This window comes from Bacteroides faecis (assembly GCF_020091505.1).
Lineage (GTDB): Bacteria > Bacteroidota > Bacteroidia > Bacteroidales > Bacteroidaceae > Bacteroides > Bacteroides faecis.
The window spans coordinates 4069157-4084199 of the sequence record NZ_CP081916.1; the positions used below are offsets into that span (position 1 = coordinate 4069157).

11 protein-coding genes are annotated in these 15043 nt (G+C 40.8%); 10 read left to right on the top strand and 1 reads right to left on the bottom strand.

The window, feature by feature from the left end:
- Positions 1-114 precede the first annotated feature (114 nt).
- Positions 115-735: an HAD family hydrolase gene (locus K6V30_RS15850; RefSeq protein WP_010537959.1), complete on the bottom strand. Its 621-nt coding sequence runs from the start codon at positions 733-735 to the stop codon at positions 115-117.
- A 286-nt stretch (positions 736-1021) separates the two neighbouring features.
- Here K6V30_RS15850 and K6V30_RS15855 point away from each other — a divergent pair, with 286 nt between their 5' ends.
- The 10 genes from K6V30_RS15855 (at position 1022) to K6V30_RS15900 (ending at position 15041) form a co-directional block, all read left to right on the top strand.
- Positions 1022-2110 carry a hypothetical protein gene (locus tag K6V30_RS15855; protein ID WP_010537960.1) on the top strand — a complete coding sequence of 363 codons (1089 nt, stop codon included), beginning with the start codon at positions 1022-1024 and terminating at the stop codon, positions 2108-2110.
- 140 nt (positions 2111-2250) lie between these two features.
- Entirely contained in the window at positions 2251-5385 is a 3135-nt protein-coding gene (locus K6V30_RS15860; protein WP_055268901.1) for a glycosyltransferase family 117 protein, read from the top strand.
- Between the two features lie 4 nt (positions 5386-5389).
- Complete coding sequence (locus K6V30_RS15865; RefSeq protein WP_010537962.1) at positions 5390-5656, top strand: DUF3098 domain-containing protein; 267 nt, start codon at positions 5390-5392, stop codon at positions 5654-5656.
- Positions 5657-5885: 229 nt separating this feature from the next.
- Positions 5886-6437, top strand: coding sequence for an RNA polymerase sigma-70 factor (locus K6V30_RS15870; protein ID WP_055268900.1), 552 nt, complete (start codon positions 5886-5888; stop codon positions 6435-6437).
- Between the two features lie 96 nt (positions 6438-6533).
- Positions 6534-7511 (top strand): FecR family protein, encoded by a 978-nt coding sequence (locus K6V30_RS15875; RefSeq protein WP_055268899.1) that lies wholly within the window; start codon positions 6534-6536, stop codon positions 7509-7511.
- Between the two features lie 121 nt (positions 7512-7632).
- The gene (locus K6V30_RS15880) at positions 7633-10254 is read left to right on the top strand and encodes a carboxypeptidase regulatory-like domain-containing protein (protein WP_055268898.1); all 2622 of its coding nucleotides are present in this window, start codon (positions 7633-7635) and stop codon (positions 10252-10254) included.
- 137 nt (positions 10255-10391) lie between these two features.
- Entirely contained in the window at positions 10392-11489 is a 1098-nt protein-coding gene (locus K6V30_RS15885) for an MBL fold metallo-hydrolase (RefSeq protein ID WP_081030753.1), read from the top strand.
- 198 nt (positions 11490-11687) lie between these two features.
- Positions 11688-13196: a 4Fe-4S binding protein gene (locus tag K6V30_RS15890; RefSeq protein WP_022300951.1), complete on the top strand. Its 1509-nt coding sequence runs from the start codon at positions 11688-11690 to the stop codon at positions 13194-13196.
- 19 nt (positions 13197-13215) lie between these two features.
- Positions 13216-14619 (top strand): aldo/keto reductase, encoded by a 1404-nt coding sequence (locus K6V30_RS15895; protein WP_022300952.1) that lies wholly within the window; start codon positions 13216-13218, stop codon positions 14617-14619.
- Positions 14619-15041, top strand: coding sequence for a DUF1893 domain-containing protein (locus K6V30_RS15900; RefSeq protein ID WP_055268913.1), 423 nt, complete (start codon positions 14619-14621; stop codon positions 15039-15041). Before K6V30_RS15895 ends, K6V30_RS15900 begins: the two co-directional genes overlap by 1 nt.
- Positions 15042-15043: the final 2 nt, after the last annotated feature.

Below are 15043 nucleotides of genomic sequence, written 5' to 3' on the forward strand. Positions count from 1 at the left end.
TCTGCATAGCAATCCATCATTAATAATAAGCAAAGTACAATAAGATCAAACAACTATAACCACTTTATCGTTAGCTGATTTTCGAATAAAGTGGTTATAGTCTTAAATAAATATCTATTTCTTCAATATTGTAGTCAACTCTTCCCGCCAGTCAGCCCCATTCTCCGGTTGAAAAGTTTCAAATCCGAGTTCTTTACCTATATGGATATTTGAACTTCCATCATCGACAAACATGGTTTCGGAAGGAATAATATTACAGTCTTTAATCATTAAGTCGAATATCTCCGGTGCCGGTTTAGTGTGTCCTAATTGGTAAGATAAATATAATTTGTCGCAATAATCATTCAAAGGTTTTCTCCTTGACGAAAATTCAGGACTACAGGCCCATGACATAACGAAAGGATTCGTATTACTAAGAAGATATACATGATAGGACTTCCGAAGTTCCAATATATAATCAAGTTTACGCAAATCCACTTCCTTGAAGAAGCCTAGCCATGCCTGCTTGGTTTCTTCCATAGTCAGTTCGCGTCCGCATAGGTCTCCAAGCTGTCTACGAAATTCATCGGCACTCAACTTTCCTTCTTCCAATTCCTGAAATATTCCAGTCTGGTGATATTTGTCTAAACGGGTATCGGCATCCGCCAATCCTATCTTGATAAATGCCTGAACTGCTTTATCGCGATCAATGTCTACAATTACTCCACCAAAATCAAATACAATGTTCTTAATCATGATATACAATTTTAATTTGCTACAAAGATACAGCTTATCTTCTTAATAAACAGCTGGTCACTTCCTTGATCTTTGTCAAAAAAAGCATGAGAACAGGTTGATTGGACTAATGAAATATGATGGTGACACTATCCCGTCGTGATGGTGTCACTATACTCATAGGATAGTGACACTATGAGAGTGGGATAGTGACACCATTTTTGTTGGACTTATGGAAGTACAAATACCAATTTATTTTTTATATTTGCAACTCCAACCATTTGTATGCAAAAATAAAAATAGAGTTATGAATAATCTTCGAATTTTATTATATGTAATTGCACTCTCTTTGGCCGCATGTCATCCAGAAGGAACCAATGTGAATCAAGGATTGGATAAAGCCGCCCAACTGATAGAACAAGACCCGGACACCGCTTCCTTCATTCTCGAGAATATTCGGGCGAATCAAATGAACGAGGCTCAACTGGCAGAGTACAATCTGTTATGTACCCAATTCAATGAAGACAAGAATATTCCTCATTCTTCGGATGAGCAAATCCGTCAGGCCGTTTCTTATTTCGTGCAGAACGGAGATGAATATCAGCAATCAAAAGCATACTATTATCTGGCTTGTGTAGAAAGTGACCTGGAAAGGAAAAAGGAAGCAGAAATTCATTTTAAGGAAGCGATCAAGTTGGCTGCTCTCACAGAGAAGTATGATTATATGGCTAAGATATGCAGACGTTGCAGCCTGTATTATCAGAAATACGGCAACTTCGACGAAGCACTGGAAATGGAAAGAAAAGCCTATGCCAGTCAATTAATGCTCAACGATACCAGCGGTAATTCAAGAACCATCCTTTCGTCTGCATTAGGAGTCTTCGGTGTTATGTCTTTGTTGCTCGGACTATTGTGGAGAAAAAACAAGAATGTCTACGCGCAATTAAATTCATTCAAAGATGAAATGCTGCGCAAAGATGTGGAATCGGATAAGTTAGCACTGCAATGTAACTATCTGGAAGAAAAATATCAGTCACTCCAACAACACATATACGAAAGTTCTCCTATTGTATCAAAAGTCCGGCAGTTGAAAGAACGGTCCGTTTTATCTTCTAAAGCCCTTTCATTCTCAGAAAAAGAATGGGGTGAATTATTACGGCTTCAAGAAGGAGTATATGGACTTGTATCCAAACTGAAGGAAATAAATCCCAGACTGACGGAAGAAGATTTGAGAGTATGTGCATTTCTGCGTGAGGGCATTCAACCTGCCTGCTTTGCAGATATCATGAAGTTGACGGTGGAAACTCTTACTAGAAGAATATCGAGGATAAAAACAGAGAAACTAATGCTTGTAAGCACGAAAGAATCGTTAGAAGATTTCGTAAAATCATTGTAGTCCGTATTTGTCCGGAGATATCTTAAAAACATTACTGTATATCAAATAATTAAAGATATCTATCGTCCGTATCCGTCCGGTTAAAAACACCAAAATAAACCTCTTGTTCTATAACTTTGCAAACAAAAAGTTACAGAACAATGAATTACTTATTATTTAAAAGATGGAATGATTTCAGTGGTTGGATGGTTTTTCTGATAGCAGCTTTTGTTTACGGAATGACCATCGAACCGACTGCCAGTTTTTGGGATTGCCCCGAGTTTATTTCGTGCGCAGAGAAGTTACAGGTGGGACATCCGCCCGGCGCACCTTTTTACATGTTAGTGGGAAACCTGTTCACTCAATTCGCTTCCGATGCTACTCAGGTATCACGCATGGTCAACTTTCTGAACGCATTGCTCAGTGCAGGCTGCATCCTTTTTCTTTTCTGGAGTATTACCCGTCTGGTCAGATACCTCTTAAAAGAAGAAAAAGGTGAGTTGTCTATAACAGATGTTATTATCATTTTGGGGTCAGGACTTGTCGGAGCTTTGGCCTATACATTCAGTGACACATTTTGGTTCAGTGCAGTAGAAGGGGAGGTATATGCCTTTTCTTCATTTCTCACAGCTTTGGTATTCTGGATGATTCTCCGATGGCAAGACGAATCGGATTCTGTCTGTGGAGACCGGTGGATTATCCTGATAGCCTATATTATCGGATTGTCTATCGGAGTACATTTGCTTAATTTGCTTTGTATTCCGGCCATCGTACTGGTCTTCTATTATCAGAAGTATCAAACGATATCACTCAAAGGAGTGATAGGTGCAATTACTTTGTCCGGGTTACTTATTGTACTGATTCTATTCGTCTACATTCCCGGTGTGGCTGATATGGGAGGGTGGTTCGAACTGCTTCTTGTCAATGTGCTGGGCTTTCCTTTCCAGTCCGGGCTGATTATCTTTCTGGCTTTGGTGGTTTTCTTGCTGATTGTAGCTATTTATCGTTTCAGGAAACGTATAATACATACTACTTTATGGTGCATGCTTGCATTAACAATGGGCTACACTACATATGCAGTAATATTGATCCGCGCCAGTGCCAATACTCCTCTGAATGAAAATGCTCCGGATAATATCTTCACGTTAAAGAGTTATCTGAACCGCGAGCAGTATGAAAGCGCACCTTTACTTTACGGGAGAACATACTCCTCCGAACCGGAGTATGTGCCCGAGGGTGACTATTATAAAGTAAAAACGAAAAAAGGGGGTGCTGTGTATCGTCAGGATAAGGAAGAAGGGAAGTATAAAATCATACGGCATAAAGAAGATATATGTTATACGCAAAATATGCTGTTCCCCAGAATGTGGAATGACCGGCTGGCTTCGTCCTACCAAAGCTGGTCGGGAGGAACCGATAAAGTTCCGACACAGAAAGAGAACCTGACTTATTTCATTACCTATCAGCTTAACTATATGTATTGGCGCTATTTCTTATGGAACTTTGTCGGACGGCAAAATGATATGCAGGGACATGGCGGACCGGAATATGGAAACTGGATCACAGGAATCTCCTGGCTCGATAATGTAAGACTTGGCGATCAGAAACTCCTCCCTGAATCTCTGCGCCAGAATAAAGGTCATAATGTATTTTATGGTTTGCCACTGATTCTGGGCTTAATCGGCATATACTGGCAATTAGTACGCGGAAAGAGAGGCAAACAGCAGTTTAGCATCGTATTTTTCCTCTTCTTTATGACGGGACTTGCCATTGTGCTCTATCTGAACCAGACTCCCGGTCAGCCACGTGAACGGGATTATGCGTATGCCGGTTCGTTTTATGCCTTTGCTATATGGATAGGGATGGGAGCTGCCGGACTGTGTGATACGCTTCGCAAAAAGAAAAATTCAGTGCTTCCCATCAGTGTATCCATGTTGCTTTGCCTGCTGATTCCTGTGCAGATGGCTAGCCAGACTTGGGACGACCATGACCGAAGCAACCGATATACTTGTCGTGACTTTGGAGCCAATTATCTGATGACGCTTCCCGATAAAGGCCATCCGATTATATTCTGCAACGGTGACAACGATACTTTCCCTTTATGGTATAATCAAGACACGGAGGGAATACGCAGAGATGCACGTATCTGCAACTTGAATTATGCGCAAACAGACTGGTATATCTATCAGCAGCAGTGCCCTCTCTATGATGCTCCCGGACTACCGATAAGCTGGAAAAAGGATCAATATCAGGAAGGTAAGAACGAGTACGTATCTGTCCGCCCGGAACTTAAAAAGCAAATAGAGGAATTGTATCAGAAGCATCCGGAAGAAGCACGGGATAGCTTTGGGAACGATCCGTTTGAAGCAAAAAACATTTTGAAACATTGGGCACTCTCGGAAAAACAAGATTTCCACGTGATTCCCACCGATACCATAAGTATCGATATTGATAAAGAAGCAGTGCTTCGTTCGGGAGTCATGCTTCCAAAGTCTATCCGCCATCTGAAAGGAGAGGAGTTAAGAAACGCGATACCGGATAAAATCTATATCTCCTTAAAAGACATACGTGTGCTGACTAAAATGGATTTGCTCTTGCTGGAGATACTTGCCAACTGTAATTGGGAGCGTCCGCTGTATATTGCCATTTCCGTAGGCGAGGTCAGTAAATTGAAATTTAATGATTACTTTGTTCAGGAAGGACTGGCATTTCGTTTCACTCCTTTCAATTATCGTGTATGGGGAGATGCGGAAGGAGACAACGGATATGCAGTAGATATAAAGAAACTCTACGACAATGTCATGAATAGATATAAATATGGCGGACTGGATACTCCCGGGCTTTATCTGGATGAAACAACTTTGCGTACCTGCTATTACCATCGCCGTCTGTTTGCCCAGCTAGCCAAAGAACTGATAAAGCAGGGTGACCATGTACGTGCCCGAAAGGTTCTCACTTATGCAGAGCAGGCTGTTCCGGCTTATAATGTCCCCGAGATATACGAAAGCGGTTCATTTGATATAGCAACCGCTTATGCCGCACTAGGAGAAAAGACAAAAGCCGTCACCTTATTCAATCATCTGATAGCCGAATCGGAAGATTATATAAACTGGGCATTTTCATTGGGAAATGGCCGAACAGGAATGATGCAGAATGACTGTTTATACAAATTCTGGCAATGGAATGCGTACAACGAACGTATGAAAGAGATAGATAAAGAATCTTATGAAGCAAGCAACCGGCGATTTGAAGAAAAGTATGCACTATTCACTCAAATAATAAATAATAGAAATTAAAAACATGGAACCGAAAATAATGAGACAAAAAGAAATGAAAACAGTATTTGGCAAAAGAAACTATGTTATTTTATCCATAGGTTCGATACTGGTTATTATAGGATATATATTAATGAGCGGCAAAGGGAGTACCCTTGCCGCATACAATCCTGATATCTTTAGCGACCTGCGTATACGCGTTGCACCCGTCATATGCTTAATCGGATATCTTCTGAATGGCTTTGGCATTATTTACCATCCTAAGCAAGATCATTCCAAACTGAGTCAATGATCATCAGTCTTTCAACAGAGGTAGCTGATCAAGCATATTTCTAAGCTTGATCGCTACCCGTGACATAGGCTCGGCAACCGTAAGATTGGAGGCAGAAGAAAAAGGTTCATAAAGAAAGGTTGAAAAAAGAATAATTCGTTTGGATACATCTTAATAATTCAAAAAGAGTATCTTTACAAAATAAATAATTACTTCTTTTGTCCTCACAAAATACGAAAGCTTGGATAATATGAATAATAGTATTGACATAAAGACACTGGAAGCCTTTCAGAATGGTAATCATAAGGCTTTCGAGACCGTTTTTATAGCCTATTACAACAAAACCAAAGCTTTCATCGACGGATATATAAAATCAGAATCGGATGCAGAAGAACTAACGGAAGACTTGTTTGTCAATCTTTGGATCAACCATAGCTCTATCGATGCTTCCAAATCTTTTAACGCTTATCTGCATACCATTGCAAGAAATGCAGCGATAAACTATTTGAAGCATAAATACGTACATGATACTTATCTGAATAATAATCAGGAAATAGAATATAGTTCCACTTCGGAAGAAGACTTTATTGCAAAAGAACTCGGCCTCCTGATAGATGAGCTAGTTGAAAAGATGCCGGAACAGCGGAGAATGATTTATACATTGAGCCATAACGAAGGATTGAGCAATGCTGAAATAGCAGAACGTCTGGATACGACCAAAAGAAATGTTGAAAGCCAGCTAAGTCTGGCTTTGAAGGAGATACGGAAAGTGATTTCATGTTTCCTGATGTCTTTGTTATAATTCTGAGACCACATTATTATCACTTTTCGGAAAAAATATCAATTTTCTTATTGAGCTTTTTACTGTCAGGCTGTATATATAGTAAAGTACAGCTAAATGGAAAAAAGTAATATCAACAGAATTATCAGAAAGTTTCTTTCCGCCCGTTTTTCTCCCGAGACAGAGGAAAAAGTACAGAAGTGGATTATTGAAGATAAAGACATAGAGGCAAAAGAAAAAGCCTCACTGGAGTATTGGAATGAACTGGATGTAAAATCCGATCCGGGCACCTATTCCGCATTGGAACGGGTAAATCTAAGAACCGGATATAATAAGGAACATCTTGAGAACATTGTTTCATATCAAAAATTCACCCGTATTGCCGCGCTTATCATTCCCGCTCTGATGCTTGCGGGGGGGATACTCTATTACATGCCTTTTAAGAATGAAATGATGGAGATATCCACCGCATATGGAGAACAAAAGCGGGTGGTTCTGCCGGACAGTTCCGAAATATGGCTCAACGCAGGAAGTACAGTTACTTTTCCGGAAGTTTTTGCAAACGACAAACGACTTGTAACTCTCGACGGTGAAGCCTACTTTACAGTAAAGAAAGATACTACCAAGCCTTTCGTAGTAGAAACTTCGCAGCTTTCAGTTAAAGTTCTCGGTACAAAATTCAATGTAAAAGCCTACTCCAATGAGGCAAAAGTCACGACCACCCTGACAAGCGGCAAGGTAGAAGTCAATGCTCCATCCCGGCATCCGCATATACTTCAGCCGAATGAACAACTGACATACGATAAAGAGACTTCAGACATCCGGATTACAGAAGTAAACACGAGTGAAACAAACAGCTGGATGACAGGAAAACTCATATTTATCAATGCTACAGCCCAAGAAATATTCAGCACCTTGGAAAGACGCTATGATATTGCAATTGAGAGCCATTCGATGCATATTCCCGCATCCAAACGATATACCGTCAAATTTCTGAAAGGTGAAAGTAAGGATGAAATGCTGAATCTATTAGCAGACATCATTGGATTTACTCATCAGCAGAATGGAAATAAAATAGTATTAACCCAACAATAAAAAAACAGCCTATGAAGAAAAAGAACTGGGAAGCAGCTTGAGACCCTCTACCCAGTTCTGAAACGTCTATCCTCATTAAACAGCGAAGTAAAATGAAGTATCAACATACAAATATATAATAATGGATCGAATAAATGCTAATAAAAAGCTAGATAAGATGATCATTCTTTTGTTTTTTTCTTTTCTGTCGTTAACGGCTATTCCGCAAAATGCAGAAAAGAAAATCACAATCCAAAATAAAAACATATCCCTAAAGGAAGCTTTCGAACAAATAGAATTACAGACCGGATACAGCATTGCTTATGAACAATCCGATCTGGACCTGAGCAGGAAACAATCTCTGTCGTTAAAATCCGCAAGCATTGATAAAGCAATGAAGCAAGTATTGAAAGGGACCGGATATACATATAAGATCAAAGGATATCATATCATTATCTCCTTATCGGAAAAGAAACCTAAAATGACCAATGAAAAGACACAAAAACTAACGCAAACCATAAGAGGAATCGTTGTGGATTCCAAAACCAACACTCCAATAGAATACGCTTCTGTCTGCATAGAGGAAGATCCTTCCTACGGTAGTTCTACCGATAGTCTGGGATACTTCCGAATTCGTGATGTTCCGGTAGGACGTTATAATATACTGGCATCTTTTACTGGCTACAATACCCGTATTATCAGCGAGGTATCGGTGAGCTCGTCCAAAGAAGTGTATGTAGAAATTCCCATTGACGAGAATATTCAATATCTGGCAGAAGTCCTCGTAAAACCGGAAATAAAGAAAGACCGGACGATCAATCCGATAGCTATCACAGGCGGACGCATGATCAGTATGGAAGAGGCGGGACGATTTGCTAATGGATTTGACGATCCGGCACGACTCAGTGCAGCTTTTGCAGGAGTAGCAGGAGACATCGGTACCAATGCAATTGCCATCAGAGGAAACTCCCCGCAATTCACACAATGGAGGCTGGAGGGCATTGAGATTCCTAATCCTACACATTTTGCCGATTTAGCAGGTTTGGGAGGAGGGTTCTTATCAGCTTTGAGCACACAAATGATTGGAAACTCCGACTTTTACAACGGAGCTTTCCCTGCCGAGTACAACAATGCGCTATCCGGCGTTTTCGATATGCACCTGCGCAATGGAAATAATCAGAAGTATGAACACGCTTTTCAAGTCGGGCTGATGGGAATTGATTTAGCCTCAGAGGGGCCTATCAATAAAAAGAGAGGTAGTTCTTACCTTGTCAATTACCGGTTCTCGACTACATCTCTGGCTTCCGCCGATGACTTGAATCTTAAATATCAGGATTTAGCCTTTAAACTGAACTTTCCTACTTCCCGAGCCGGTACCTTTTCTATCTGGGGATTAGGCTTGATTGATAGAAATAGAGAAAAGCCACAAGATCGCTTGGAATGGGAAACGATGGCAGACCGACAGTCGGGAAAAGATGAACTTGAAAAAATGTCGGGGGGACTGGTACACAAATATTCTGTTAATGAAGACACGTATATTCGTTCTTCTTTATCTGCCACCTATTCCAGAGATCACACAGTGGTCGATCAACAAACGGATGACAAGCAAGTTCCGGTGGCAGATATCCGAAACAGCAGGTGGGATCTTATTTTTAATTCATATCTGAATATGAAATTCAGTCCGCGACATATCAATAGAACAGGAGTTACCATCACGCAGCTTAACTATGATCTCGATTATCAGGTCAGTCGTTATTTTGGTTTGAACAGACCTATGGAACAAATTTCAAAAGGTAATGGAAAAAGTACCGCCATCTCGGCATATAGCAGTTCGGTTATCAACTTGAATAATAATCTGACAACCAGCTTAGGAGTTACAGCTCAGTATTTTACTTTAAACAATAACTTTTCAATAGAACCACGGGTGGCTTTGAAGTGGAAAATAAATCCGAAACAATCTTTAGCATTAGCTTATGGTCTGCATAGCCGTAGGGAAAAGCTGGATTATTATTACGTGGAAAAGGTTGTCAATGGTAAGAAGCTGTCAAACCGATATCTGGATCTCTCCAGAGCACATCATTTCGGACTTACTTATGACTGGAACATAAATCAAAACCTGCATTTGAAGGTAGAACCTTATTTCCAGTATCTATTTCACGTGCCGGTAGAGGAAAAATCCTCTTTCTCAGTCATTAACTATGAGGAATTTTACTTAGACAGGATATTGGTAAACACCGGGAAAGGCAGAAATTACGGAATAGACATAACACTGGAACAGTATATGAAGAATGGATTCTACTATATGATTACAGGTTCTTTATTTAAATCGAAATATAGGGGAGGAGATAACGTTTGGCGAAATACAAGGCTGGATAAAGGTTATTTGCTGAATTTACTTGCCGGTAAAGAATGGATGGTCGGCAAACTTAAACAAAATGTATTAAGCCTTAACGGACGATTATATTTTCAAGGCGGAGGACGATATACGCCTGTAAATAAAGAAAGAAGTCAGGCCGAACACGACATTGTTTTTGATGAAACTCAAGCATACAGCGAAAGATTCAGTCCGTCTATTAATGGAGATGTTTCCTTTAGTTTCAGAATAAATAAAAAGGTAGTATCCCATGAATTCTCTGTAAAAGTCTTAAATGTAGGTATGCGTACCGGAATGCACTTCTACCAATATAATGAGAAAACCAATGAAATAGAAAAGAAGGACGGACTCGGCATGATACCTAATATAAGCTATAAGATTTATTTCTAGGCAATAGGATATCTTATCTCTGGATTCAGTTGAAGGCTTATCCTTCAACCTTTTTCGGTAATTGTGGTATAACAATCTGTAATATACCATCATCTTGTCTAAATACCTGTATATTTGCTACGTAAATAAAATTAGTCATTCATTATATGCGTATCATCAAGAAATTTAGAATCCGTATGATCATAGGAAGTATATTAGGTATAGCACTATTGCTGGTGGTGACAATCTTTGTCTTTATCAACCAGCCCAGTTTTGGCAGAACTCCCCGCGGCGAACGTCTGGAAAGAATAAAACAATCTCCCAACTATAGAAACGGGGAGTTCCAGAACCTTCATGAAACAACTTTAATGACCTCGGACAGAGGGCGGTTTGCAGGTATTTTAGAATTTCTTTTCCGAAAGATAGAAGGTCTGCGCCCCGACCAACCTGTAAATGCAATAAAAACAGACCTCCGACAAGTCGGACGGGACAAAGAAATGCTGGTATGGTTCGGGCATTCATCTTACCTGATTCAGACAGGAGGAAAACGAATACTAGTAGATCCGGTATTTTGCATGGCTTCCCCTGTTTCTTTCGTCAACAAACCTTTTAAAGGCACCGACATTTACAAACTGGAAGACATGCCGGACATTGATTATCTGATCATTAGCCATGACCATTGGGATCATCTGGATTATAACACTGTAAAAAAACTGAGAGACAGAATCGGAACTGTCATTTGCCCTTTAGGTGTAGGCGAACATTTTGAATATTGGGGATTCGACAAAAAACAGATTGTGGAACTTGATTGGGACGAAGATTCAAGTCTCGAAGCTGGTTTCAAGGTCTACTGTTTGCCCGCCCGTCACTTTTCCGGGCGCGGTCTTTCTTCCAATCAGTCGTTATGGGCTTCTTTTTTACTGCAAGCTCCTTCACAGAATATTTATATCGGTGGAGATGGAGGATATGATACTCATTATGCGGAAATAGGTGAACGCTTCCCCAACATCGATCTTGCAATTCTTGAAAACGGCCAATATAATGAAGAATGGAAATTAATCCATATGATGCCGGAACAAATGTCACAAGCAGCTAAAGACCTAAATGCGAAGAAGATCCTTACGGTACATCATTCAAAATACGCATTAGCCAGACATCCTTGGGATGAATCTTTGCAAAACGCAGAGAATATGCGAAACCATGATTCACTGAATGTACTGATTCCGGAAATAGGAGAAATTGTCAAATTAGAATAGAAATATCAGTCAGAACTGCAATTATCTGATTCTGAAAATTTCATAATCTGTAATATTGGTATAACTTTCTGTAATTTATATAGTGTGATAACAAATCACTCTGCTTAAATTTGCATCGATAAAAAGACTAAAATTCGATTCGGATATTGAAAATAATATTGGGATATAACTACTATAAATTGATAATTTAATAAATTTATGCTGCGTACTATCAGACTTACAGCCGCAATCGTGTGTTTTGCACTTATTACCTTACTGTTCCTTGATTTTACGGGAACGCTTCACACATGGTTCGGATGGCTGGCGAAAATTCAGTTTCTGCCGGCAGTATTAGCCTTGAATATAGGTGTTGTACTACTCCTTATTGTACTTACGTTATTGTTCGGGCGTATTTACTGCTCGGTCATTTGCCCGTTAGGAGTATTTCAAGATGCGGTTTCGTGGATTTCCGGCAAACGGAAAAAGAATCGTTTTCGTTATTCTCCGGCTTTAAGATGGCTTCGATATGGAGTGCTGACCGTGTTTGTCATTGCCTTAGTTGCCGGATGGAACACTTTTGTAATCCTATTGGCTCCTTATAGTGCTTATGGGCGTATGGCTTCCAGCCTGTTGGCACCATTCTGGCAATGGGGTAATAATCTTATGGCATATTTTGCCGAACGGGCAGAAAGTTATGCTTTCTACGAAGTGGATGTGTGGATGAAAAGTCTTTCAACACTGATCATTGCCATCATTACTCTCGTCGTTCTTTTTATCCTGGCATGGCGGAACGGACGTACTTATTGTAATACGATTTGTCCTGTCGGCACAATATTGGGATTTATCTCACGATATTCAATCTTCAAACCCGTAATTGATACGTCTAAATGTAACGGTTGCGGGCTGTGTGCACGTAATTGTAAAGCATCCTGCATCAATACAAAAGCTCACGAAATTGATTATAGCCGTTGTGTAGCTTGCATGGATTGTTTAGGGAAATGCAAACAAGGGGCTATCAGATACACAAGACGAATTCCGAAAAAAGAATCGGCTACAACAGAAACAGTTCAGGTTAAATCAGTCACCGCAGAACAAGTGAACAATGCCCGCCGTAGTTTCCTTTCCGCATCTGCTGTCGTTGCGACTACTGCCGTACTGAAAGCACAGGAAAAGAAAGTAGACGGAGGTCTGGCAGCCATCGAAGACAAGAAGATTCCCAATCGGGAAAATCCGATTTATCCTCCAGGTTCATTGAATGCACGTAATTTTACCCAGCATTGTACTGCATGTCAGTTATGTGTTTCCGTCTGCCCCAATCAGGTATTGCGGCCCTCCGGTAATCTGGCTACTTTAATGCAGCCGGAAATGTCCTACGAACGTGGTTATTGCCGTCCGGAATGTGCAAAATGTGCGGAAGTATGTCCTACGGATGCTATCCATCTGACCAGCCTCGCTGAAAAATCCGCTATTCAGATCGGACATGCAGTATGGATTAAAGAAAACTGTATACCGCTGACAGATGGAATGGAGTGCGGCAACTGTGCCCGTCATTGTCCGGTTGGGGCTATCCAAATGGTAGCTTCCGATCCTGATAATGAGGATTCATTGAAAATTCCGGTAGTAAACGTCGAACGGTGTATCGGTTGCGGAGCTTGTGAGAATCTTTGTCCGTCCCGGCCTTTCAGCGCCATTTATGTGACCGGGCACCAGATGCACAGAATTGTATAATCTAAATCAGAACAAGATTATGGAAGAAAAAAATAAAAAAGACATAAACAGAAGAGATTTCATAAAAATCGCGGGTATCAGCGCGGCTACATCAACAGCCATATTATACGGATGTTCTCCCCGAAAAACGTCTTCTTCAAGTAGTGTTACAGCGGAAGGAGAGGTACCCACCGATAAAATGACATATCGCACCTCTCCAACTACAGGCGACCGTGTTTCACTTTTAGGATACGGCTGTATGCGATGGCCACTCAAACCGTCTCCCGATGGTAATGGTGAAGTCATCGACCAGGATGCCGTGAACGGACTGATAGATTATGCTATCGCTCACGGAGTAAATTACTTCGATACATCTCCGGCATATGTGCAAGGTTTTTCGGAGAAATCAACGGGCATTGCATTAAGCCGTCACCCACGCGACAAATACTTCATAGCTACCAAACTGTCCAATTTCTCTCCGGATACATGGTCGCGTGAAGCTTCACTTAAAATGTATCATAAATCATTTGCAGACCTTCAGGTTGACTACATTGACTATATGCTGCTTCACGGCATCGGCATGGGTGGAATGGATGCTCTCAAAGGGCGGTATCTGGACAACGGAATGCTTGACTTTCTGATCAAAGAGCGAGAGGCTGGTCGTATCCGGAATCTTGGCTTCTCCTATCATGGTGATATTGAAGTATATGATTATCTGCTTTCCCGGCATGATGAAATAAAATGGGACTTTGTGCAGATACAGCTTAATTATGTAGACTGGAAGCATGCGAAAGAAACAAATGCCCGAAATACCGATGCCGAATATCTGTACGGAGAGTTACACAAAAGAGGTATCCCGTCTATTATCATGGAGCCGCTTTTGGGAGGCCGCTTATCTAAGTTGAATGACAACCTGGTAGCACGACTCAAACAACGGAGACCTGAAAGTAGCGTAGCTTCATGGGCCTTTCGTTTTGCCGGGTCGTTCCCCGATATACTGACTGTATTAAGCGGTATGACTTATATGGAACATCTGCAAGATAATCTCCGTACCTATTCTCCGTTGGAACCGCTTACTGATGAAGAAATGGATTTTCTGGAAGATACGGCGCAGTTAATGCTGAAATACCCCACTATTCCCTGTAATGACTGCAAATATTGCATGCCATGCCCGTATGGACTGGATATCCCGGCAACACTGTTACATTATAACCGTTGTGTCAACGAAGGTAATGTGCCTAAAAACAGGCAGGATGAGAATTATGTCAAAGCCCGTCGTGCCTTCCTCATCGGATATGACCGTAGTGTACCTAAACTCCGGCAGGCAAGTCATTGTATCGGATGCAATCAATGTGTACCGCATTGTCCGCAAAATATCGATATACCCAAAGAACTGCATCGGATAGATCAATTTGTAGAACAACTGAAACAAGGAACTTTATGATAGAAGAATTAATAGACTTATTACACTCGGGAGGATATTCCTGCGCGATTGCCAACGGAGATATCATACGCACTTTTACTCAACGTGGAGTGGCTGATTTGTATGATTTGCTGACACAGGAACCGGATTTCCTGAAAGGAGCGTTGATTGCTGATAAAGTGGTAGGAAAGGGAGCTGCCGCCCTGATGATTTTGGGTGGCATAAAGGAACTCCATACAGATATAATCAGTTCAAAGGCTTTGGAACTGTTTCAGGATTCAGATATAAAGGTCAGTTTCATACAGGAAGTACCTTTTATCTGGAATCGGGACCATACAGGCTGGTGTCCGGTAGAAACAATGTGCAGTGAAGAAAAATCTGCAGAAGCTATATTACCTTTGATTCATAACTTTCTCAAAAGAATAAGAAGTGGCAGGAAATAACA

Coding starts and splice junctions, on each gene's coding strand:
- K6V30_RS15850 (WP_010537959.1), bottom strand. CDS start 735: ATGATTAAGAACATTGTATTTGATTTTGGTGGAGTAATTGTAGACATT.
- K6V30_RS15855 (WP_010537960.1), top strand. CDS start 1,022: ATGAATAATCTTCGAATTTTATTATATGTAATTGCACTCTCTTTGGCC.
- K6V30_RS15860 (WP_055268901.1), top strand. CDS start 2,251: ATGAATTACTTATTATTTAAAAGATGGAATGATTTCAGTGGTTGGATG.
- K6V30_RS15865 (WP_010537962.1), top strand. CDS start 5,390: ATGGAACCGAAAATAATGAGACAAAAAGAAATGAAAACAGTATTTGGC.
- K6V30_RS15870 (WP_055268900.1), top strand. CDS start 5,886: ATGAATAATAGTATTGACATAAAGACACTGGAAGCCTTTCAGAATGGT.
- K6V30_RS15875 (WP_055268899.1), top strand. CDS start 6,534: ATGGAAAAAAGTAATATCAACAGAATTATCAGAAAGTTTCTTTCCGCC.
- K6V30_RS15880 (WP_055268898.1), top strand. CDS start 7,633: ATGGATCGAATAAATGCTAATAAAAAGCTAGATAAGATGATCATTCTT.
- K6V30_RS15890 (WP_022300951.1), top strand. CDS start 11,688: ATGCTGCGTACTATCAGACTTACAGCCGCAATCGTGTGTTTTGCACTT.
- K6V30_RS15895 (WP_022300952.1), top strand. CDS start 13,216: ATGGAAGAAAAAAATAAAAAAGACATAAACAGAAGAGATTTCATAAAA.